This window comes from Lysinibacillus sp. FSL L8-0312 (assembly GCF_038003285.1).
In the GTDB taxonomy this organism is placed as follows: domain Bacteria; phylum Bacillota; class Bacilli; order Bacillales_A; family Planococcaceae; genus Lysinibacillus; species Lysinibacillus fusiformis_D.
In genome coordinates, this window is the sequence record NZ_JBBOOV010000001.1 from 2,927,707 (window position 1) to 2,950,721 (window position 23,015).

Annotated in this window: 25 protein-coding genes and 1 pseudogene; 8 read left to right on the forward strand and 18 right to left on the reverse strand. The window is 37.2% G+C overall.

Annotated features, from left to right (window positions below):
• Positions 1–7 precede the first annotated feature (7 nt).
• The 3 genes from MHI22_RS14775 to MHI22_RS14785 all read left to right on the forward strand — a co-directional run bounded on the left by MHI22_RS14775 (position 8) and on the right by MHI22_RS14785 (position 3,360).
• Positions 8–1,081, forward strand: coding sequence for an LLM class flavin-dependent oxidoreductase (locus MHI22_RS14775; RefSeq protein WP_340812342.1), 1,074 nt, complete (start codon positions 8–10; stop codon positions 1,079–1,081).
• A gap of 30 nt (positions 1,082–1,111) precedes the next feature.
• Positions 1,112–2,053, forward strand: a complete 942-nt coding sequence (locus MHI22_RS14780; RefSeq protein ID WP_340812344.1) for an alpha/beta hydrolase — start codon at positions 1,112–1,114, stop codon at positions 2,051–2,053.
• A 344-nt stretch (positions 2,054–2,397) separates the two neighbouring features.
• Positions 2,398–3,360 (forward strand): MerR family transcriptional regulator, encoded by a 963-nt coding sequence (locus MHI22_RS14785; RefSeq protein ID WP_244504868.1) that lies wholly within the window; start codon positions 2,398–2,400, stop codon positions 3,358–3,360.
• Positions 3,361–3,397: 37 nt separating this feature from the next.
• Here the strand turns inward: MHI22_RS14785 and MHI22_RS14790 are convergent, their stop codons facing one another.
• The gene (locus tag MHI22_RS14790; protein WP_058845242.1) at positions 3,398–4,831 is read right to left on the reverse strand and encodes an alpha/beta hydrolase family protein; all 1,434 of its coding nucleotides are present in this window, start codon (positions 4,829–4,831) and stop codon (positions 3,398–3,400) included.
• 258 nt (positions 4,832–5,089) lie between these two features.
• Between MHI22_RS14790 and MHI22_RS14795 the strand changes: the two genes are divergently transcribed.
• Both MHI22_RS14795 and MHI22_RS14800 read left to right on the forward strand, forming a co-directional pair.
• Positions 5,090–5,842 (forward strand): IclR family transcriptional regulator, encoded by a 753-nt coding sequence (locus tag MHI22_RS14795; protein ID WP_058845241.1) that lies wholly within the window; start codon positions 5,090–5,092, stop codon positions 5,840–5,842.
• Positions 5,843–5,984: 142 nt separating this feature from the next.
• Entirely contained in the window at positions 5,985–6,917 is a 933-nt protein-coding gene (locus MHI22_RS14800) for an aldo/keto reductase (protein ID WP_036128769.1), read from the forward strand.
• A 162-nt stretch (positions 6,918–7,079) separates the two neighbouring features.
• Here MHI22_RS14800 and MHI22_RS14805 read toward each other — a convergent pair whose 3' ends face one another.
• The 6 genes from MHI22_RS14805 to MHI22_RS14830 all read right to left on the reverse strand — a co-directional run bounded on the left by MHI22_RS14805 (position 7,080) and on the right by MHI22_RS14830 (position 10,088).
• Positions 7,080–8,018: a ring-cleaving dioxygenase gene (locus tag MHI22_RS14805; protein ID WP_089933692.1), complete on the reverse strand. Its 939-nt coding sequence runs from the start codon at positions 8,016–8,018 to the stop codon at positions 7,080–7,082.
• A gap of 73 nt (positions 8,019–8,091) precedes the next feature.
• On the reverse strand, positions 8,092–8,685 hold the full coding sequence (locus MHI22_RS14810; protein ID WP_036128773.1) for an NADPH-dependent FMN reductase: 594 nt from the start codon (positions 8,683–8,685) through the stop codon (positions 8,092–8,094).
• A 138-nt stretch (positions 8,686–8,823) separates the two neighbouring features.
• A complete protein-coding gene (locus tag MHI22_RS14815) occupies positions 8,824–9,168 on the reverse strand; it encodes a YunG family protein (RefSeq protein WP_058845239.1) in 345 nt (114 codons plus the stop codon).
• A gap of 22 nt (positions 9,169–9,190) precedes the next feature.
• Positions 9,191–9,442, reverse strand: coding sequence for a GNAT family N-acetyltransferase (locus MHI22_RS14820; RefSeq protein WP_230593984.1), 252 nt, complete (start codon positions 9,440–9,442; stop codon positions 9,191–9,193).
• The gene (locus MHI22_RS14825) at positions 9,433–9,654 is read right to left on the reverse strand and encodes a hypothetical protein (RefSeq protein ID WP_230593986.1); all 222 of its coding nucleotides are present in this window, start codon (positions 9,652–9,654) and stop codon (positions 9,433–9,435) included. Before MHI22_RS14825 ends, MHI22_RS14820 begins: the two co-directional genes overlap by 10 nt.
• Before the next feature lie 14 nt (positions 9,655–9,668).
• Positions 9,669–10,088, reverse strand: a complete 420-nt coding sequence (locus MHI22_RS14830) for an Lrp/AsnC family transcriptional regulator (RefSeq protein WP_036128778.1) — start codon at positions 10,086–10,088, stop codon at positions 9,669–9,671.
• A gap of 106 nt (positions 10,089–10,194) precedes the next feature.
• On the opposite strand from MHI22_RS14830, the gene MHI22_RS14835 reads away from it, so the two are divergent.
• Positions 10,195–10,599: a carboxymuconolactone decarboxylase family protein gene (locus MHI22_RS14835; protein ID WP_036128779.1), complete on the forward strand. Its 405-nt coding sequence runs from the start codon at positions 10,195–10,197 to the stop codon at positions 10,597–10,599.
• A gap of 88 nt (positions 10,600–10,687) precedes the next feature.
• Here the strand turns inward: MHI22_RS14835 and MHI22_RS14840 are convergent, their stop codons facing one another.
• Together MHI22_RS14840 and MHI22_RS14845 are read right to left on the reverse strand one after the other, a co-directional pair.
• Positions 10,688–11,107: an Rrf2 family transcriptional regulator gene (locus MHI22_RS14840; RefSeq protein ID WP_036128781.1), complete on the reverse strand. Its 420-nt coding sequence runs from the start codon at positions 11,105–11,107 to the stop codon at positions 10,688–10,690.
• Positions 11,108–11,209: 102 nt separating this feature from the next.
• The gene (locus MHI22_RS14845) at positions 11,210–11,737 is read right to left on the reverse strand and encodes a cupin domain-containing protein (protein ID WP_036128783.1); all 528 of its coding nucleotides are present in this window, start codon (positions 11,735–11,737) and stop codon (positions 11,210–11,212) included.
• Positions 11,738–11,858: 121 nt separating this feature from the next.
• Between MHI22_RS14845 and MHI22_RS14850 the strand changes: the two genes are divergently transcribed.
• Positions 11,859–12,317 carry an SMI1/KNR4 family protein gene (locus MHI22_RS14850; RefSeq protein WP_036128784.1) on the forward strand — a complete coding sequence of 153 codons (459 nt, stop codon included), beginning with the start codon at positions 11,859–11,861 and terminating at the stop codon, positions 12,315–12,317.
• 31 nt (positions 12,318–12,348) lie between these two features.
• On the opposite strand, the gene MHI22_RS14855 is transcribed toward MHI22_RS14850, so the two are convergent.
• From MHI22_RS14855 to MHI22_RS14890, 7 genes and pseudogenes are all read right to left on the reverse strand, one after another.
• Positions 12,349–13,470, reverse strand: a complete 1,122-nt coding sequence (locus MHI22_RS14855) for a serine hydrolase (protein WP_036128786.1) — start codon at positions 13,468–13,470, stop codon at positions 12,349–12,351.
• Positions 13,471–13,483: 13 nt separating this feature from the next.
• A pseudogene (locus MHI22_RS14860) lies at positions 13,484–14,002 on the reverse strand (DUF4303 domain-containing protein).
• Between the two features lie 538 nt (positions 14,003–14,540).
• Positions 14,541–14,984 (reverse strand): SRPBCC family protein, encoded by a 444-nt coding sequence (locus MHI22_RS14870; protein WP_080717176.1) that lies wholly within the window; start codon positions 14,982–14,984, stop codon positions 14,541–14,543.
• A gap of 120 nt (positions 14,985–15,104) precedes the next feature.
• Positions 15,105–16,253 (reverse strand): sensor histidine kinase, encoded by a 1,149-nt coding sequence (locus MHI22_RS14875; protein ID WP_058845238.1) that lies wholly within the window; start codon positions 16,251–16,253, stop codon positions 15,105–15,107.
• A complete protein-coding gene (locus tag MHI22_RS14880) occupies positions 16,246–16,938 on the reverse strand; it encodes a response regulator transcription factor (RefSeq protein WP_036128792.1) in 693 nt (230 codons plus the stop codon). The genes MHI22_RS14875 and MHI22_RS14880 overlap by 8 nt, the downstream gene beginning before the upstream one ends.
• 204 nt (positions 16,939–17,142) lie before the next feature.
• Entirely contained in the window at positions 17,143–17,460 is a 318-nt protein-coding gene (locus MHI22_RS14885; RefSeq protein ID WP_058845237.1) for a hypothetical protein, read from the reverse strand.
• 264 nt (positions 17,461–17,724) lie between these two features.
• Positions 17,725–19,173 (reverse strand): Msr family ABC-F type ribosomal protection protein, encoded by a 1,449-nt coding sequence (locus MHI22_RS14890; RefSeq protein ID WP_036128796.1) that lies wholly within the window; start codon positions 19,171–19,173, stop codon positions 17,725–17,727.
• Positions 19,174–19,710: 537 nt separating this feature from the next.
• Here MHI22_RS14890 and MHI22_RS14895 point away from each other — a divergent pair.
• The gene (locus tag MHI22_RS14895; RefSeq protein ID WP_036128798.1) at positions 19,711–20,550 is read left to right on the forward strand and encodes a YitT family protein; all 840 of its coding nucleotides are present in this window, start codon (positions 19,711–19,713) and stop codon (positions 20,548–20,550) included.
• A gap of 50 nt (positions 20,551–20,600) precedes the next feature.
• On the opposite strand, the gene MHI22_RS14900 is transcribed toward MHI22_RS14895, so the two are convergent.
• Both MHI22_RS14900 and MHI22_RS14905 read right to left on the reverse strand, forming a co-directional pair.
• Positions 20,601–21,509, reverse strand: coding sequence for a D-alanine--D-alanine ligase (locus tag MHI22_RS14900; RefSeq protein WP_036128800.1), 909 nt, complete (start codon positions 21,507–21,509; stop codon positions 20,601–20,603).
• A gap of 4 nt (positions 21,510–21,513) precedes the next feature.
• Positions 21,514–22,962, reverse strand: a complete 1,449-nt coding sequence (locus tag MHI22_RS14905; protein ID WP_036128802.1) for an aminotransferase-like domain-containing protein — start codon at positions 22,960–22,962, stop codon at positions 21,514–21,516.
• Positions 22,963–23,015 lie beyond the last annotated feature (53 nt).

A 23,015-nucleotide genomic window follows, 5' to 3' on the forward strand; every position in this document is an offset into this window, starting at 1 on the left:
ATAACAAATGGAAATAGGAATTACTTCTTTCGTAGAAACAAAACCAGATGTTCATAGTGGCGAGGTAATTAGTCATGCACAGCGTTTACGTGAAGTAGTGGAGGAAATCATTCTTGCAGATCAAGTAGGATTGGATGTGTTTGGCGTTGGCGAGCACCATCGAGAAGATTATGCTGCTTCCTCCCCAGCAATGGTGTTATCAGCTGCCGCTCCACAAACGAAAAAAATTCGATTAACAAGTGCCGTGACAGTTCTTTCTTCTGCCGATCCCGTACGTGTCTTTCAGGATTTTTCTACTTTAGACGGACTATCAAATGGGCGTGCGGAGATTATGGCTGGCCGTGGATCCTTTATCGAATCTTTCCCCCTATTTGGCTACAATTTAAATGATTATGATGAACTGTTTGAAGAACATTTGGACTTATTACTCAAAATTCGCGAGTCAGAAAAAGTAGTATGGGAAGGGAAGCATCGACCAGCGATCAATAATTTAGGTGTGTATCCAAGACCTGTTCAAAAGTCTTTACCCATTTGGGTTGGTAGTGGAGGAAATCAACAATCAGCCATTCGGGCCGGACTTTTAGGATTACCCCTTATGCTAGCAATCATTGGTGGCAGTCCTATGCAGTTTGCTCCAATCGTACAACTTTATAAAAAAGCTGCTGCTCATGCAGGTCATGATTTATCTAAGCTTCGGGTAGGCTCCCATTCGATAGGTTTCGTTGGCCCGAATAACGAGTGGGCAGCAGATACATTTTTCCCATCTACACAGGCGGGCATGAATAAACTGGGCAAAGAACGGGGTTGGTCGTATTATGATCGTTCTAGCTATGATGCTGCACGTAGTTTTGAAGGGGCATTATATGTCGGTGATTCAGAGACAGTTGCTCAGAAAATCATTCATCTTCGTAAACATGTAGGGATCACACGATTTATGTTATACGTACCTTTAAGTACAATGCCACATGATCAAGTCATGCAAGCGATAGAACTTCTAGGAACAGAAGTGGCACCCCGTGTGCGTGAGGAAGTTGCTAAATGGGAGGCGGAAATGGTACTAGAAGGACATCCATTTCTTTAGGATTTCATTATATTTTAAAGGGGAATTTATATGACGATTAATAATCGTGTACTACCAGAATTAAGACAGGCTTACTCACAGTTTCCGGGCTTTCGTCTGCAGGAAGATTTAGCGTGGAGTCGCAGCCTCTTAGTCCAGCCACCATTAGAAAAGTCAAAACTTGTGCACACGACGAATTGCATGATTCCTAGAGGTGATGGAGGTGAAATGCTAGTTAAAATATATGAACCCGTTAAACGGAGCAACGATAAACTTCCAGCTATGCTTTGGATTCATGGTGGTGGTTTCGTTATGGGACACCCCGATATGGATGATCTTCTATGTGAACGTTTTGTTCAGACCGCTAACTGCGTTGTCGTTTCTGTTGATTATCGACTTGCTCCTGAGCATCCTTATCCAGCCGCGATTGAAGATTGTTATGCAGGGTTAGTATGGATGACAGCTGAGGCTCCATCACTAGGCATTGATGTTAAACGAGTGGCAATTGCTGGTGCAAGTGGTGGCGGAGGGCTAACAGCAGCACTAGCATTAATGGCTCGCGATAAGGGAGGGCCTTCAATTATATTTCAAATGCCATTATATCCAATGCTTGATAACCGAAATGAAACGCCATCTAGCTATGAGATTACCGATGCTCATGCAACATGGAGTAGATCAAATAATTTGACCGCTTGGCGTATGTACTTAGGAGAAGAAAAGGACACCAACGAACTTTCTCCGTATGCGGTTCCTTCAAGAGCAGATAATTTAGCAGGATTACCACCAACCTATACATGTATAGGTCAACTTGATTTATTTCGAGATGAAACCTTTGATTATGTAACACGTCTTGCCCAAGCAGGAGTAGATGTTGAAATAAATCTCTACCCTGGTAGCTTTCATTGCTTTGAAGTCTTTGTACCTGAAGCCGAGGTAAGTCAGCGTGCAAGTCAGAACTATTTAGATGCAATGGCTCGCGCTCTTCACCCTTAATCTACCTTACTGAGAATGTGAAATAGCCCTTATCATAGTCGTTAAGTAGTTCAGTTGCAATCATAATTGGCAGGAGCATAATTTTCTAAATGAAAGTTGCTGCTCTTGGAATGTTTGAATATGAAAATTTAAAATGCGAAAATGCTTTGACGGTATTTTCGCATTTTATAATTATAACAATTTAGTTATGATGACTTTGTTGATAAAAACTTCACAGCTATGCAAGTCCAATTCCTCAATTTATGGCAAGTTTATCGTAAAATAAAATAATGACTTTTTTTATCATCAAATGAACTATGATGTTAAAATTACTATAAAGTGATCCAATCAGGAGGTGTAATCATTTGGAAGAAAAATATACTATAGGTGAAACAGCTAAAATAATAGGTTCTACTATAAAAACAGTTCGTTACTATGATGAAATTGGGTTGCTAAAACCTACAAGTTATACTGATGGTGGACATCGATTATACACAGTGAAAGATATATGGCGTCTTGAAATGATTACAAACCTGCGTTATTTGGATTTTGGAATTGATGATATAAGCAAAATGATATCTGAGGAGCTATCAGTCACTAGAATACTTGATTGGCAGATTGAATCGATGGAAACACAGGTTAATACGCTTATGGATATGATATCAATTTTGCGTCAAGCAAAGGAACATAATGGGGATTCATTGCAGTGTATTCATGATTTAGTGAATGCACGAACAATTAAAGCTGAAAATAAAAAACAATTTATCGATAAAAAAGTGCAAGAAATACAATTCTTAAATGGCATTCCAAAAGAGTGGAAAGATTCGTTTTTTTATTATTTTGACAAATACATTATTAATCAGGTGAAAGGCTCCGCCAAACAAACCGCTGCTTGGCATGAGTTGCAGGAGCTCATAAATGATCCGCAGTTTATAAAAGACCTGAAAAATACTGAATTTCTGTACATGAATATTGTTCATCAGCCAAAATACAATGCTACAACATTGGTCAGAAAGCTCGAAAACATCCATGATCGATTGAATAAGGCGTTGAAACAAAAATCGCCTGCCAGCAGTCCGGTTGTACAGGCCATTGTCGATGATACTGCTAGGCTGTATACGAACTCAGAGCATTTGGACAATAAAGAAGATTACTTCCATTACTTTGTAAAATATATTCAAAGAACCAAAACCAAACGACTCGAACGATGTGAAACGTTATGTGCCATTCTAAGCCCACAATACTACCAACTCTCAAAAGCTAATCAATTACTATTTCAAGGAATAGAATGGCGACTTGAACATATGGAAAACTCAGAACGAGAATAATTGAGGGCTAAACACCCTCAACTATTCTCTTTAGCAGTCAACCTTTCTGCAACGTAAACTCTGGATAATCCCCAATATTTTGCTCTAATAGTTTAAATGGCTGATGCTTTAAATAATGATTAAAGAAATCCAATGAATAGTCGTTAATCAAACGGTAAGCCTTTTGGATGTCGACCCCTTCCATCCGTTCATAAAGTGGTGAAAACAGATATAAATCAGAGAAGCCCATATGCTTCATATTTTTAATCTTCATCCAATAGTTCCCACCCACAGTTACATACTCATACCGTGGTAGAGTTTCGTTTACAAACTCAATGAACTCCTTACCATCCGTTTCCTTCGCTTCTCTGATTGAGTCATCAGCACTCATCATCATAAATGGCTTCTTCAGCCCATCTGCAGGAACTCGGAGTTTTCCATATAGAACGCCGTCCATATTAAGAGCTGCTTTTATTCTTGAATCTGTCATTAGCATTTGGGTGCTCGTTGCCCCACCAAAGGAATGGCCAAACATACCTATATTCTCCATATCCATTCGACCTGTAAAGCGGTTTTCAGGATCGTTTTGAGCCAACTGCTCTACTTGATCCAGCACAAATTTAGCATCTTCAACCCAACCCTCATTTGCTTTATCTAAATATGCGATTGATTCCGTTTTTTGTGGGACGTAATTTGCTATACGACCATCAGAAAAAACGGAAGTAGTGCTACTATAAGTATGATCTATACCTACCACAATGTAGCCTTGACTGACTAGTTGCTCAATTTGAAAAGTGTTCTGATTTTTATGCCCACTAAAGCCATGAGAGAAAAGGAGTACTGGATAGGTTGTTTCCTGATTAGAAATCTCAGCGTTCTCAATAGCATGTGTCTTGACATAACCAAAATTTGTGAATAAAAACTTCGGTAAATTTAGAATTTTACTATACCCCTCTGCAAAAACAGCAGAATCGGAAATATAAGGAGCCGTATTACCTTTAGCATTCGTATCAGCAGGATACCAGATCTGTACCATTAATTCGCGTTTGTCGCCAAGCTCTGGTGTGAGAGTCTCTTCCCTCTTAGTATCTTCCCAATCGTAGGTGACTGTTCCAATTTGGTACGGACCCGCTGGCTTTTCAAAGGTAAATACCGGAAGAACGATAGGCAGACTAACTGCTATGGCAGAATAAAGTACAGCTAATGTTGAATTCAGAACAACACGTAATCGGCGCATACTTGATTGTTGTTCTTTTTGAACTTTTGGGTTAAAAAAGTGCCTTATCACAACAACAACGAGAAAAAATAATGTCATCAAATAAGTCGGTATCATTTGCCACCGCATCCCTTCAATGATTCCATGGACAAGTAGAAATAGCATAGACATACCACCAGCTATCAGTATTCCTCGCTGTGACTTGTTTCTACCAAAAACTAACCAACCTAGTAAAACAATATTAAAGATGACATAAAACAATTCAATAGACCTCATAATAAAAACCTCCTTGTTTTTTTGATCTTGCTGATTCAAATCAAAGTGTATTACCTCCAGTAAGAGGAGAATCAACAATCAATACAAAAAAACACTGACATTTTTTATAATTGTCCACCATTTTACAAATTTAAGGTTGTATATTATTAAAATAAAAATTGAGCAGTTATAAAAAATTGTCTTTATAATATCAATAAAGAACTATGAATATTTCACAGGTACAGGTTAAATTATTTTAGAAGTTAGGAGAGGACAGAAATGGATTCCTATGAAGTATCGACATTAAAAAAGGGCCTTTTGATATTGGATGTATTACGACAAAAGCATGCTCTTACATTGACTGAAATTATGGAAGAGTTATCACTGAATAAGACATCGGTTTTTCGCATGCTTTATACTTTGGAAAAAATGAATTATGTTAATAAATATAATAAATACTATCAATTAAATCCTCATATTTTTAGAGATGAACATCTATATTGGCATCAAGATATTGAATGGACTTCCCTTGTAGCACCTTATCAATTAGCCCGACAAGAAGAAATAACTACTTATATTGGTATTTTAGAAGATTGTGAAATGGTGATAAAAAATGTCATCAGGGAGCCATTTGAACAACCTTTTTTTCAAGCAATCGATACTCGAACACCCATGCATTCAAGTGCACTTGGAAAAGTAGTCTTAGCTCACCTACCCATAGAAACGCAACATGACATGTTAAATAGTATAAGACTTCATCCACTTACATCAAAAACCTTCTATGATTATGGTTTATTAATTCCTCACTTACAGGTTATTAAAGCACAAGGATACGCTGTTGATAATGAAGAAACCAATCTAGGTAAATGTTGTATTGCAGTACCTATCTATGTCAATAAAGAAGTAATAGGTGCCATTGCCCTACACGGTTCGACGGAGCAAATAAAGAAAGCGGCCATTCGTTCTTTTGTAAAAAAATTAGTCGAGGCAAGTAAAAAATTAACAGCGGAAATTGATTATCTTTTAACATAGTTTTGTATCTTAGAAGATTAATAAGCTATGCTCCTTTGCAATAAAAATGCTTTTGTTTCTATATATGAAACTATTAGTATAGATGTTTGTAAAAATAGGTTTTTATCCTATTCTTGTTATAGAAAAACGAGGAGGTAAGAAGATGAAATTCCATACATTAAAGAAAACTAATATCCGTATTTCAGAAATTGGTCTTGGAACAAATGCTGTTGGTGGTCATAATTTATTTGAAAGCTTAAATGAACAAGATGGAAAGGAGCTAGTGACAACAGCCCTAGATCTTGGAATAACTTTTATTGATACAGCAGACATTTATGGTAAAGGGCGTTCAGAGGAAATCGTTGGGGATGTTTTGAAAAACTATCGTAGGGAAGATTTCGTTTTGGCAACAAAGGCAGCTAAACGTTGGTTTGAAGATGGTACAGTAACAGTAGATAATCATCCAAAATATCTACGACAAGCTTTTGAAAATAGCTTAAATCGCCTCCAATTGGATTATGTAGATCTATACTATTTGCACTTCCCTGATAACGAAACACCTCTTGTTGAATCGATTGGAGAATTATCGCGCTTAAAAGAAGAAGGTAAAATCGGAGCAATAGGAATTTCTAACGTAACATTAGATCAATTAATCGAAGCAAATATGCATAATGATATTTCAGTCTTACAATCTCCTTATAATATGTTAAACCGTTCAGCCGAACAAGATTTACTGCCATATTGTATAAAAAATGATATTTCATTTATTCCTTATGGACCACTCTCATATGGTCTACTTGGTGGCAAGTATACAAAAGATTTTAAACTAGGCGCAGGGGACTGGCGAGTTTCAAACCCTTTATTCCACGGTGAACTGTTTGAACAAACATTAGTTAAAGTAGAGGCGTTAAAGGAAGTAGCAGCAGAAAAACAAACAACATTACCAAATCTGGCTCTTGCTTGGTTATTAGCCCAAGACGGTGTTGATGCCGTTATCCCAGGAGGAAAGCATAAAAGCCAAGTAGCTATCAATGTGGAAGCAACGGATGTCCTGTTAACAAATGAAGATTTAATGAAAATAGAAGGAATTTTATAATAAAAAATGAGAAAAGAGAGGATTTTTGCAAATTCGCTCTTTTCTCATTTTTATTATATTTTAGCTTTGTGCTCTATCGCAATTTTAGCGTAGTTTGACTGTGCAATTCTGCTAACAGCCTGTCATTTTCTTGGATTATTGGAAATTAAGCGACTCCTCTTCTTAATCCAATTTACGCACTTTAATCGGGATTAATGTTCTTTCTAATTGTTCACGATGCTGTTCGTACTGAAGTGGCAACATTAATTGGCTACCCATTGTCTCAGGTGTTTCGTCATGAGCAAATCCAGGAGGATCTGTAGCGATTTCAAATAGAATTTCGCCAGGCTCACGGAAATAAATCGCATTGAAATAATTACGATCTTTGACTTCCGTTACATGCTGTCCATGGTTCATCACATACTCTTGCCATTCTAAATGATCCGTATTATCTTGAGCTCTCCACGCAATATGGTGAACCGTTCCTACACCCATTTGACCACGTACACCTGCTACTGTTTTTAAATCTACAGTATTACCAATAGCTGCACTTGATTTATAACGAGTATAGTCACCCTCTGTCGCTACCTGTTCAAGGCCCATCACTTCTGTTAAAACTTTTGCCGTTTCTTCAGGATGACTTGAGTATAGTGTAGCTCCACCAAAACCTTTAATAGCAACCTCGGGTGTTACCTCACCAAATGTCCATTCATTGAGCTCGCCTTCCGCACGTGCAACTAGTTCAATATGCAAACCATGTGGGTCGTCCAATTGAATGACTTGCTCACCAAAGCGTTCAGCTTTTTGGAAGGGAATCGAGAATTTTGCTAAGCGATTAATCCAAAATGGAAGTGCCCCTTCTGGTACAACATACGTTGTAACGCCAACTTGGCCATCACCAATACGTCCTTGATAAGCATCTGCCCAAGGGAAGAAGGTAATGATTGTGCCTGGTTTTCCACCTTTATCGCCAAAATATAAATGATATGTGCCAGGATCATCAAAGTTTACAGTTTGCTTCACTAAACGTAAGCCCAACACACCTGCGTAAAAATCAATATTCTCTTGTGGATGCCCTACGATGGCTGTGATATGGTGAATACCTGCTGTATGTTTTTTCATGTTAACAAGCCCTTTCGACTATTTTTCTCACCTTTACTGTGCCCAACTACGTCCTACCTCAAACTGGATAAGCTTAGCGAATTGTATATAAAGCTTTAGACCATGGGATTAATTGATCTAACATTTGGTTCACTGAATCTGATTGTACTTCCTTTGGTTTAAAGTCTGTTCCATTTTCAAAATCTGTGAATAAGGATAATGCTGGGTGAACACGTACATCTGCAATTAATAGCTCTCCCATAATGCCACGTAGATGTTCTGCTGCACGAGCTCCACCTACAGAACCATATGACACGATTCCTGCTGCCTTGTTATTCCACTCAACACGTAAATAGTCTAGTGCATTTTTTAAGGCCCCTGTAATAGAGTGATTATATTCTTGTACGATAAACACAAATCCATCTTGTTTAGCAATAATTTCTGACCAAGCCTGTGCACCCGAAGCATCTTGCCCTGGTTCGCCTAATAATGGCAATTTATAATCAGCAATATCGATCACTGTATAGTTTGCGTCACCACGTAGATCTGCAATTTCCTTTACCCATTGTGCTACTTGAGGGCTTACACGTCCCTCACGTGTCGATCCAATAATAATACCGATATTTAATTCTGCCATTGTTTGTTCCTCCTCTTTTTTTGAACTAAATAATTTATTCAAAAAACCCATAATTGTACCTCCTGACGAAAGCTAAAGGTTCGAATTCATTTATCTCGAAATTGTTTATCTTGAATTCGAGATAATAATAACACGATATTTTTATCAACGTCAACAACTTTGTTTTTAAATTTAAAAAGGCAGAGAAAATTAACTCTCTACCTTCCCTAAAAGCTTATAAACCTGTGATTTTAAATAGCTATATTGCCCATCATTGGTATCATGAAAAGCCTCTGTCCTATTTGAATCAATATCCTGATAGTCGATTATGTATGAAAATTGCTCCTCCGTAAAATCCATTCTTACGCCATTAATGACATTATAAAAGTGCCAGCCCTCCTTGAGAAATGTCTTTCTAATTTCTCCGCCAAGAATATCCTGCACCACTAATGAAGTAACGCCACATTGCCCTTTTGCAAGGTTATCCAAGCTCCATTTAGAACTTGATTGGCTTGACCATAATTTTCTTAAAGCGTTTAAAATGTCTTTTTTCATGCTATAACTCCTCTCAAACACTTTAAAATGGGACTTCATCCATTTTTATTGGTGTTGAGTTCCCTGTAATCCAATCATCTTTAATAGCACTATAGACAATACTATCTGTCACGGTACCGTCCTCATTTTCCCAAGCATTTCTTAAATAGCCCTCGTTCACAAAGCCAGCCTTACTAAAGCATTTTCGCATCCCCATATTATCGGCTCTAGTATAGCCCTCAATACGAATCTTACCTTTTTCGCCAAATAGATCAATGAAGTGCTTTAACACCATATCCTTACTTCCACATGAATAAAAAGAATCCCGACTTTTTCCCCTTCCTCAAGTAGCCAATGTGTTTCACGATCGTTCTTATAGTAACCCTCCACATATGCAGCTCGAATGGACTCTTCTTTTACCAGTGGATTCGTGTGATACAACCATTTATTTTGAGTGAGTAACTGTACTAAATCATCAATTTCTTCTTCAAATAATTTGAATTCCATTAATAGCTCCTTTCTTAAATGTCCTCACATATATCAGAAAAAATAAAATTGGTTTTTGTATGTGCATATGGCTGTAATACATCAATAAACTGCTCAACATCAGAAAAAGTTTGAAAATGCCCTTTTAATAAAAAACATGCCTCACCTGATATTCGATAACAAAAATCTATCGTTGTATACGTCTTAATAAGATCTTTAAAATCTGCATAGCGGTTGTTTTTTATTGTCGCCTCAATGATAGCCTCAACTGGATAGCCTAATGCCTTTTTATTAATAGCCAAAGTATATTTTTTTATGACTTCCTGTTCCTCTAATTGCCGTACTCTTTCACGAACAGCTGGTGCCGATAAATGTACTCGTCTCCCTAATTCACTCATAGAAATACGACTATCCTCCTTTAATTCTTTCAGTATCCTTTCATTAATGAAATCCATTATGGCAATACCCCTTCTTTTTAAAAGGAAACGATTATAATTTCCTTCGAATTCGCATATTAACTTCGTTATTCATATTTTACACTAATGAAAGGAGGGATGTTTGATGACACTTATTCATTTACACGACAAGGGCTTAACGCCATTTCAACAACTATTAGGCTATAACGAGGGAATTCAGCTGCACTGGCAACAGTTGGGGGAGGTACTCGAAAAAGACGGGCATCTATCCGCTTCATTAAAAGAAGAGGTTCGAAAAACATTAGCTCAAAAAAATGGCTGTCAGTATTGTAAGGCAAAAGGCAAACCAGATCCACAATACTATGATGAGAAAACAGCCGTATGTACAGGTTTTGCAGAAGCATTCTTAGCTTCAAAAGGTCACACTGCGGCCAATGTCACAGCTGTATTAAAGGATTATTTAACAGCAGCCGAGATTAGCGAGCTACTAGCATTTATTTGCTTCGCGACAGCACAGCAATATTTTGGTGCTCTTATGCAATTAAAATAACGGAACTAGGGGTCTTCCCTAGTTCCTATCCACCAATTTGAACGTTCTATCCATCACATTTAGTGCTGTATCCACCGCTTTATGCATGCTATCCATCTAAATCGATTTTATTAGCTATATCTATAATAAATTGCTTACTAAGCTCCTCTTTCATATTATTCTCAGCATCCACCATCACTTGTTCAATGAGACAGCCTTGATGATGAAAGACATCTTCATGGTCTGAAGCACAACTAAATAATGAGGTTTGTCCTTCAATCGCATAAATCACATCTAAGAAAGAAATTTCTTGTGGACGCTTAGAAATACGGTAACCACCGTTGACACCTGGATTCGACTCAATTAAACCTGCCTTCACAAGCTTTGTTAATATTTTCGAAAGATAGGTTGGTGATAATTTCTGCATTTCTGCTAGAGACTCTACGCTCATTGATTTCCCTTTAGGATTGAGCGTTAAAAACACCATCGTATGTAACGCATAATTTGTTGCTTTTGAATATTTCATCATTAATCACCTCCATTCAGGACTATTACTATCTGTAATTAAAACACATTCTACCATATATCAAGAAAAAAGCATGTTTTGCAGAAAAACACGCTTTATGATTTCTTATTCACGCTGCCCATAGCCTTCTTCTTCAGCCATGGCATCAGCCTTTGTCGTATGAACAGTTCCAAATGGATGGTTTGGTGGTGCATAAATTGTGTAAAGCTTTAGCGGTTTATTGCCTATATTCGTAACATTATGCCATGTCCCTGCTGGCACCATAATGGCCATATCTTCAGACACGTGTCTTTGGAAGTTTAAATAATCTTTACTTGGTCCCATCTGTGTAACGCCATGCCCTTCCTCAATACAAATAAATTGATCGACGTGAGGGTGTACTTCTAAGCCAATATCTTCCCCAACGTTAAGGCTCATCACAGTTACTTGTAAGTGTGGCCCTGTCCATAGTACTGTTCGATAATTTTTGTTGTGCTTTGTAGTCTCTTCAATGTTGACAACGAATGGTCCTGATCCAAAATCATTCTGGACATTACTTCTTGGCACTCGTTCTTCCTGATTTGGATAGGCCCAATAAACAGGTTGATAACCGTAATTATACAGTAGATAATTACCGTAATAAGGGTGGTACATGTAACTCAATCCTCTCATACATGATAACGCTATATTATGCAGTTGAATGAAAGAAGGTACTCCGTTTGCACGTTGAATTATTAATGGAGTGCTATTTATAAACAGATTGGAGGTAGCTGCCATGTACGCTAGATTAGCAGAAATGCTAGCAAGTACTACGGCGATTAAATGGTTTCCTGGACATGATGTTGAAGATGATTGGATTGTAGAAGCTGAAGTTGAATTAGGGTTCAGCTTACCACCATCCTATTGCTGGTGGTTAAAAAATTATGGCAATGGGCAACTGAATGGTGGATCTATTCTCACAATCGGTCAACCAGCATACAGAGACATCGATCATACAGATATTCTTTATATACATCGTCTTAACTTGGCTGACAAGGATTGGTGTAAACAATATCCGAATAGGTTAGATTTATTTGTTCCAGACGCAGACGAACTATATTTTTTTAATACATCATCAAAAGATGAACATGGTGAGTTTTCAGTTATGTGCTTTGACTTATTGAATGACATGATTTATGAATATGCTTCTACTTTCTCAAAGTTTCTCGAAAAATTAATGGATGAACGGAGCTAATAGTGTGAGTTGCCATATCTATAGAGGCAACTCACAACTCAGAAAACTCCCTTTTAAGACGCTTGCGAAACTTATCATCTGTCAGAAATTTCAATTGAAAACTATTCATACTATTAGATAGTTTAATTTGTTCCATTGTATTTAAGTCGTTAGCAAAAAGGGCAATTTCCGTTTGATTCCCTTCTTTATCTTCCGCATAGGCTGCTAGTGTTAAGACAAATGCAGTCGATCCACCCTTTTGACCTGCATGTGTTAGCCATTCTTGATTTTTAGGATTCTGCATCAACTGTTCCATTACGGGATCTAAGTATTTATGTACCTCTGCACTGAAGAAATTTTTATTATTCAATTTTTCTAAAATAGAGATGTAATCGTTTGTAGTGGCCCTTATTAAACGGTCAGACCATATCTTTTGAAAATCCATATTGAGCAGTTTTTGTGCCTCTGCTTTCTCCTCGTAAGTCAAAGGTTGCTCTATCCAACTGGCGTGAATAGACGATGCACGCTCACGATATTCAGCCATATCCATTTCTTGCAAAGCCGCTAATGTTTCTTTTTTCGTTAAATTTTTTTCTTTCAAGACTTGAACCGGGATATGGAGTGCACTGACGATTGGATATAATGGTTCATGATCCTCTACATGTAGCTGTGTAAGCACATCATTAATCGCTTGAAAACCTAATACATGCATTAAATATTCCGTATTCGCATTGGAACTATAAGCAATCATACCACTTGCGACTTCACTTAAAGGTACATGATCCACACCCTGAAGGTTTAACTGCGCTAACCATGCTTCATGTGCACCTCCATCCGTTTTAGGAATATAAAATACCTCTAACTCCTTTAGATCGACCTGTTGCTGAGGATTAATGCGACCCTCTGCTGCTTGCTGTGCATAGGCTATAGCGACGATGATTTTAACTGTACTTGCTAATGGCAGCTGTTCCTTAGTGTTTAATTCCACCCAATATTGTTGATTGCGTTGAATGGCTACGGAAACATTTTTATCAGCTCTATGTTCCTTTATAAATTGAACAATATATTCTGGGTCGTCCTTCTTAATCTCTTTTTGAAACTTCCAAAAGACAATACCTATTACTAACCCTGCACAAATTAAAATGCCACCCATCATCCAATATAATTTTTTCACTTTCATCCCTCCATCACTCGTCTGCTTCCACCAACCATTGCTGCAATGCTGTAGACGACTGGTTTAATTGCAACGCTATTTCTATGTTTACTTCATCTGGGGGCATCACTTCCACGAGTATACAAATAGCGTCTCTTGTTTGATTCAAGGCAAATAGTCCCTCCTCATCAAGCTTTTTCATGGCTAATTCCATTGCTGTTAGCCGGAATGTCAATTCTTGCTGCCATTTTTCACCCCCAAGGACATTGATATTAGGTCGGTCATTCAAGTACTGACATACATTTGTAAAATACTCTTCACCGAAGCAACAATAAGGAGAATCTGCATAAGACCATTTGATAAGAGCAGCCTTTTCAGATTGAGAGTTGTTGCTATTTCTTGCCTATTTAGTAGCTTCCCGCCCCAATGCTTCCCACGACCAAGCTGAAACGTTCGGAGCATGCCCTTCGCCAGTTGTATATAGCGTACAGTAATAGTCCCGCTCACCATTTTTAAATAAATTCAGAAATGATTTTCTTGCAGCATTAACAATTTCCTCTACTAAAGTCTCCGGTAGGCATCATAACTATGAATATCTCCTTTAACTTGCTTTAGGTATATAGAACGTGTTATCGACGGATAGCACCTTTTTCAATTTGATAGTAAGACACAAAAAACCATCTCTAATCTTCATTTAGGTGGTTTTAAATGTTTCAATTTAGTCATCGACCCTTCTTGAGAAATAAGACTAATGCTAATGAAGCCAAAAAGAATAAACTTAGATGGAAACTCACCAAATTAGCAATGTATTGAATGTAATAATGAGTATTAAGTATTGTACTTTGTTGTCGCATTAAAGTAGAAATAATTGTTGGACTAAATAACGAAATAACAGCGATAACAATTATACAACTTGAAAACATTTTCTTATCCAAAAAATCACCTACCAATTCTGTTCAGAAGTATCTATAGGTTTTTGAATAAGATGCTCCCACTAGTTTTCCTGCAACTCCACTCCCAAGACTCATCTCTCCTATAGTGGTAGCAGCATTTAATAAAGTTTAAGGTCATTGCATTGTAAGCTACATACACTAATGAATTAACGAAGCTCTTAAACTGCTAATGCCATTTTCTAAATATCCTTTGAGGCATGTTAACATATAAACCCAACCCTCTTTTTGCCCCATCATTTTTGCCATAATCTCTGGGTCATGGGCATTAAACCCTGACTCTACTACAGTAATAATGGTTTCGCCTTGTAATTCTTCAAGAGTGATGGTAACCATCGTCACTTCACCATGCTCTTCACCCCATACAAACATAATTTTTTCATTAGCCTCCATTTCCAGCACAGTGATTACACCCTCAGCATGATACTCATCATATCTAAGCGTAATCCTTTTACCCGCTCCCCATCTTTCAGAGCTATCAGAGAACCAATAATGCCCAATTTCAGTAGGAGAAATAATGGCTTCAAAAACTTTATGGACTGGCTGCCTGATTTTTAATTTCGTCGTCACATCCGTATTCATCATCGATCATCATCCTTTTTGTAATATTTATCTACACATTCTTCGCCAAATTTTCCCTTTTACCTCTCTAATAATAAAAATTAACTAAAAAAGTGTGATTCCCCTAATGGTAAAATCACACTTTTATATTGGTAAAATGATCTCAAATGTTGTACCGACATTTAATGTACTTTGGACGTTTACTTTCCCATGATGCTTTTCAACGATGGTTCTGACAATAGATAAACCTAACCCAGAGCCACCCAACTCACGGGCTCGGGAGTGATCGACACGGTAAAACGGCTCAAAAATATAGTGTAGCTGATCATTTGGTATCCCAATTCCTGAATCTGTAATTGTAATATGAGTAGCTCCATTCTTAACCTGTCCACGAACTTCAACCATTCCATTCTTGTGGTTGTACTTAATCGCATTTTCAATCATATTAGAAAAAACTCTATAGAGTAATGTTTGATTTCCCGTTATCGTTTTCACGTCAATATCTACAGAAATAGCGATATTTTTTTCTATACATAAAGGCTGTAATTCTTGTGTAATCGTGTCTAACATTGCTTTGAGCTCAATATCATCAGAAAAATGTTCCGTTTGCTCATAAGCTAATGTTAACAGATCGTTCACAACCTGGATGAGCCTTTGTGTGCCTTGCTCTGTCACCTCTAAATTTTCCTTATAATCTTCTACTGTTGGTGATTTTTCCAGTTTTAAAACCTGGATACCTGCCTTCATGGTTGTTAGTGGTGTTTTCAATTCATGTGCTGCATTTGCGGCAAAGCTCTTTTGGTACAGAAACGATTTTTCTAGTCGATCTAGCATGTGATTAAATGAAGCTGTAAGATCCCCTATTTCATCTTTTGTAGAAATATGTTCGATACGTTGAGCTAAATTATGTTCGCTTATATTTCCGATTTTTTGACTAAGATCATGAACTGGCTTTAAAGCTCGACCAGCCACTACATAAATGGTAGCTATCCCTGCTACAATAATAATTAACATCCATATGACACTCTGATTGATAAATTTCTTTTTCGCTTCTCTTACATCCGTAATCTTTATTTGAGCAACGATATCATGATTCATCTTGGTTTCTACTGTCGCCTCATCTATGATTTCTTTGTGAAGCCTATTTTCTTGATTGAGTATCGTTGTCGTAATAGGTTGAACAATTTTTTCCTCGGCACTATAAATGGATAGGAACGTTAACAAAATTGTAACCACTACAAAAATACAGCCAGTTAAAAGGGTCAGCCTCATTCTTAATGTTAAGTTATTCATATGAACCTCTATCATTTTCTGCAATGATATAACCTTGTCCTCGGATTGTCTGAATCACTTCTATTTCCCCCAAAACATCTGCCATTTTTTTTCGTAATGAATGGATATGGAACTTGAGTGAATTTGAAAATAAATCCGTTTCACTGTCCCATACATGCTCTATCAACTCCTCTGAGCTAATGACTTTATTTTGATGTAGCATGAGATATTCTAGAATAGCATATTCCTTTTTGGTAACATGTATCATCTCACCATCCACTAAAACTATTTTCTTTGAGCTATCAAGTGTTATATTTTCAAAAGATATAATGGCGCTTTTTTGACTAAAAGACCGCCTTAATAAGTTGCGTATACGCGCATCCAACTCTTGAAAATCAAAGGGCTTTATTAAATAATCATTGGCTCCACAATCAAGACCCAATATTTTATCATGAATAGCTGAACGTGCTGAAAGGATAAGTATTTTCACATCCTCGCTCTGAACTCGAATCTGCTCTAACACCTCTATGCCATCCATTTTGGGTAGGTTTAAGTCCAATATAATAAGGTCATATTCATTGATTTCGAATAATTCTAATGCTTCCTTACCATCAAAAGCTGTATCAACGGCATAGCCAGATTTCTTTAACCCTTTAGAGATGATCCTGGATAAGACAGCCTCATCTTCGACCAATAAAAGTTTCATTCGTTCTATCCACCTTTAAAAATCAGACTTTTTTAACGACCCGTTAGTTTCATAAATTTTGCTAACAAACAAGTCCTACCCCTTTGTACTAGAATAGCCTACTTGAATGAGCTTTTAAAATAATTTAAGTCAACTAACACTTGTCTCTTTTACCTTTACATAGTAAGAAGCTTGTTTTGAAAGATCAAAACAAGCTTCCTTTCATTACTTTTCCTTTTCCCCGCCATCAACTATTGTAGTTGTCATCATCACAGCACCCTCAGGAATAGCTGGCATTTCACCAGGTTCAAAGGTTTTTACGCTCACTTTTACTGATTCTTTTTCATCTACTTTTGTTTTTTTCATTAACAAGCCTTTAGGAACCTCCTTTTTCTCTCCAGGCTTAAGTATCTTCACATCAGCCTTGATTGATTGTGCCCCTTTTTCATTCTCATCATTTGAAGAAGCTAATGCAGAAAATGAAAAACCACCTGTTAATAAACCTAATGCTAGTGTTCCTACCCCTAATGCTCTTAATTTCATAAATATCCCTCCAAGAAAATGATTTGTAACAATGGTTACAGACCAAGTATATTGATTGCTAGGTTAGAGGAAGGTTAGATTTTATAATAATCGATGATTTCTTTTACATTCCTATAATGTTCAAAATTTCGCTGACACATTTGTTTTGAATATCGATCATCATTCCTTTTTATAGTGTATTGACGTTTTATATACTCTTCTTATGAATATAAATTCAATAAAAAAAGGTGCGATTCTCCTACTGATAGAATCGCACCTTCCCATTTAAAATATTTTATTACTTTCTATAGTAAACTGTAAATCTGCTACATTTGCGATAAAATTCTTATCATGTGTCACGAAGATGATTGTTCCCTCATAAGCCATTATAAATTGCTCTAGCGCCTCTAATGCTTGAATATCTAAGAAGTTGGTTGGCTCATCCAGTAACAGTATATTAAAGTTCCCCAAAAACAGATAACAAAGCTGGAGTCGTATCGCTTCACCACCGCTTAATAACTTCACACTTTTTTGTATATCATTTCCTACAAACTGCATGGAATTTAGAACACTTCGTAGAAAACCCTCATCGTAATCAGAGCGATTTTTTAAAAATTGGAGGACCGTTTCCTCACTTTTAAATTGGTAGCTCATCTGATGAAAATAGCCTATTTTGGCCTTAGGGGAAATGGTTAACCCATCCCCATAGTTTGCAATATGTTGTAGTAATGTACTTTTTCCACAACCGTTACTACCTGCAAGCGCAATCTTTTTACCTAATGGTATTTGGAAGTTCACTTTATTCAATAGTAGTTTCCCTGGTACGTGTAAAGTGAATTGCTCTGCCATAATCGGAAATTTATTGTGTAGTTCCAAAGCTTTCGATTGTCGAAAAACTATTTTTCTCTCTACCTGTACCGCATCTACTTTCTGAAGCTTCTCTATTCGATGTTCTATCGCTTTGGCTGCACGTTGTACGCTTTTTTGACTCGTACCTTTGGACTTTGTCATAAACATACGATTCGGTTTTGCATGAGCTTCTCTTTTTGACATGCTCCCTGCTTGGGTAATTTTTTCAGCTTTTCTCATTTTTTTATCAACAGCTTGTTCAAGACGACTTCTTTCCTTCAAGTATAAGTCATGCGCCTGACTTTGTTGATCTCGCTCTACCTGCTTTTGCTGAGCATAATTACTATAATTTCCAGAATAAATATTTATTCTGCCCCCATCAACCTCCCAGATCGTTGTGACCAATTCATCTAGTACAGCACGATCATGGCTAATTAGTACAAGCGCTCCATAATAATAACGCAATTCATCCAGTAAAAACGAAATACCCTCTTGATCTAAATGTGTTGTTGGTTCATCAATGAGCAGTGCTTCCTCATAAGAAGAAAGTAATTGTGCTAACTTCAATCTCGTTTGCTCCCCACCACTTAGTCCTTCAGAATATGGAGGAACAGCTAATTTTCCTAATAACTGTGCCTCTACCTCTACGAACATTGGTGCTTCCATTTGTTCAAAATATCCAAAATGAACATGACTCTTTAACATCCCACTCGTCGGCTGAATTTTGCTAGCAAGTAACTTCATTAATGTACTTTTTCCAGCACCATTTTTCCCAACGATGCCGATCCGATCGAATTGGTGAATAGCTAATTTTTCAATGTTTAAAATTTCTTTATCTAAATAATTTACGATTACATGCTCTAATTCAAAGCAAATTTTCTCCATATTGCTACCTCCCGAAAATAAATCATTTCGTATCGATAGCTATGGTATCGATACGAGCTTTTAGTTAAAGCCCGTATCAAAAGAATAATAGCATATGCATTATATCTTCCCCCTTATTGGGTAAATAAAAAACACAGACAATGTGCCTGTGATCTAAGTAACTGAGATATATTAGGAAAGTTGTCTCACTAAATAAAGGCGTGAGCTCCCTTTGTTGTGTTATGAAAGATGATTAAAAAAGGACAGACTATCCCGTATACTCTGGTTTCACAAACAGAGTTATTGACCCTATTCAGTTATTGGTTCAAAACGGTAAAACGTAGTCTCATTGAATAGCCCATTTTTTTAATCCTCCTTAAAAGTGTTATGATTATTATAAATATTTTTCCCAATTAGTCAAGGTCTCCCAGACTAAAGACATACAAAAAAAGGTCGATATATCATAAATGAACATTACAAAAAGTATATCATTTGGTGAAAACCTGATATAGTATGGATTTAAGAAAAAATCTAAATTGATATGGTGGTGTTATGTGAATGAAAAAATACGTAATGGATATTTTAATGATTATGCTTGGATCACTGCTCTTTGCCCTTGCAGTTAACTTATTTGTCATTCCGAATGATTTGGGTGAAGGCGGCGTAACAGGCTTAACGATTATTGCCTATTATCTTTTCGGATGGTCTCCGAGTATTGTCAGCTTTATCATGAATGCAGCTTTACTAATGGTTGGCTATAAATTCCTAAATAGACAAACAACAATCTATACTATCATTGCGGTCTCTTTCCATTCTTTATTCTTACATTTAACAGAATCTTGGTCTATTTCCTCAGATGAGATTATCGTAAATACGATTTTTGGTGGCGTATTTGCCGGGGTTGGTATCGGCTTAATTATTAGAGTTGGTGGTACAACAGCAGGTTCTACGATTTTAGCTAGAATTACCAACAAATATCTTGGTTGGAGTATTAGCTATGGACTTTTATTCTTTGATTTAATTGTTGCTTTTTCATCTTATTTTATCATCGGTGCAGAGGCTTTAATGCTAACGATTATTATGCTCTATGTTGGTACAAAGGTGATGGAATTTGTGATTGAGGGCGTTAACCCTAAAAAAGCTGTTACCATTATCTCAAAGAAACCAGAAGACATTGCTGGACAGGTGACTGCTTATATGAACCGTGGAGTTACAGTTCTTTCAGGTCATGGCTATTATACAAAGGAACAAAAAGAAATTCTGTATATCGTCATTAGTAAACAAGAAGTTGTGAAGCTCAAAAAAATTGTCAAAGAAGTCGATAAAGATGCCTTTATTGCCATTCATGATGTAAGGGACGTTTTTGGAGAAGGCTTTATTGAACTAGCAAAATCTTAAGACAGTCAAAACACCTTTTGTAAGTTACAACAAAAAGGTGTTTTTTCTATTTACCTATTTCTATCGATCTGTAAGGAGCTTTCAATAATACTGTCCAATAGTGCTGGATAACTGATGCCAGCAGCCAGTGCACTTTTTGGTAGAAGGCTATTTTGCGTCATCCCAGGCAATGTATTAACCTCTAACACATAAGGGACGCCATCCTTAATTAACATATCTACTCTAGCATAAACACTGCATCTTAAAGTCTTGTAGCTTAGCATCGCAGCTTTTGCCACACGATCATGAATCGCAAGTGGGAGTTCCACAGGCTCCTCTATTGTAGAAGCATCATCATATTTCGCCTGGTAGTCAAAAAATACTGCCGTATGTTTGATTGAAAGGACTGGCAAAAGCTTCTCATTGAGGATTGGGCATGTTATTTCGTCACCAATCAAGTACTGCTCAATAATGATTTCGTTATCCCACCTAAATACCTCTGCTACAGCAGTCAATAGGGCACTCTGATTATGGACAATTTGAACACCTACACTAGAGCCACCAGCATTTGGTTTCACTACAAGCGGATAACCAATAAGTTCTATATCCTGTAAGGGCAGCTCCTCTCCTTTGATGAGATGTATCCAATCTGGTGTTGCGACACCCTCATAACGAAGTATTTTTTTAGCCATATTTTTATCCATGCACAAGCTACTTGCTAGAAGACCACTTCCTGTATAAGGAATACCCAATGTTTCTAGTACCCCTTGAATCGTACCATCCTCCCCAAACTTTCCATGCAGTGCTAACAAAGCGACATCAATGCCACCTAGCCTGTCAATTACCTCTTTGTTGTCATCTAATGTAATGGCAACAACCTCATATTTTTGCTTATCTAATTGAGCGACCATTTCTTTACCTGTCATAATGGAAACCTCCTTTTCAGAGGAAGTACCTCCCATAATTACGCCAACCTTCATTTTCTCAACCCCTCATATCATTTTTCAATGTATCACCTATGATTTGAATACCACGAACAATATCGTCATCTGCTAAACGAGAAAAACCTAAACGAAATGTATTACTGCCTTTCCCATTTGTGAAAAATACATCTCCTGGGTAAAACACTACGCCCTTGTCATAGCACTTCTCCAGTAGCAGACGTGCATCAATTCCCTCTTCTAGCTCTATAAAAAGATGGAGCCCACCATCTCCTGTGATTCTACTAAACGGAATGAATTGCATACAGGCTTGACGAGCAAGCTCATATTTTTTTTTATAGACAGACCTTGCCTTCTTTAAATATTTTTCAAAATAGCCATCCTGCAAATATTGATATAATACCGCCTGATCGAGTGTTGACGTATGAATCGTTCGAGCTCTTTTCATGCTTTCTAAGCAGTCGATTAACGCCTTATCTGCTAAAATCCAGCCAACACGTAAGCCTGGGAAAAGTATTTTAGAAAAGCTGCCAATATAGACAATGTTATTACCTTTACCACTAAAAGCGATCAGCGGCGCCAAATGAGCGCTTAAATACCTTAATTCCTCATTAAAGCCATCCTCTACGACGGGAATTTGATATTTTGCAAAAAGCTGAAAAATAGCATTCCGTTTTTCTGAGGAAGTAACAATTCCAGTAGGATTATGATAAGACGGAATGAGATAGGCAAAATCAAATTCTTTTGCTGCTAAGGCTTTTTCCACCTGATCCATATCAATGCCATCATCTTTCATATCAATGCCATGTATCTCTAACCCATGCAAACGGAAAAGCTTTAATGCTGCGTGGTGTGTAGGATTTTCACATAGCACACGCCCTGATTTTTTAGCTAAAGAGGACAATAAAATATCTAGCCCCTCTGTAAAACCATTTGTAATGACAATATCTTTATTAGAAATGTCTACACCCTTCAATTCCATATAACTGAGAAGATAGTCAATTAAAGGCTTATAGCCCTTTGCATAGCCATAGTTTAAGACAACATCTCCTTCAATCGACATTCTTGTAAGAAACGCCCTTTTGAAATTTTCAACATCAAAAAGCTTTTCTTCCGGGGCAATACTAGTGAAGGAGATCATTCCTTTTTGCCACTGTATATCTTGTCGTAATAAATCAATTTCATCTGCTAATAAAGTGGTTGCATTCAGCCTTTGCTTCCAGTCCATTTCAATAGACGCTGTTTTCAATGGCGTGACCTTCCCTACAAAATGCCCTATTCCCTTCTTTGCATAGATGATGCCATCTAGCTCTAATTCGGCATATGCGTTCAAGACCGTATTTCTACTGATTGATAATAGCTTACTAAGTTCACGGGTAGATGGAAGCTTTTGATGTTCTAACAGATGCCCTTTGACAATCATATCTTGAACATAATCCTTCAATTGCACATAAACCGGACGTTCATCCATAAGCTTAAAATCACTAAACACTTCCTAACCCCCTTGCTTCATTTTTTCATAACCCTTGCCAACCTAAAAGGTCC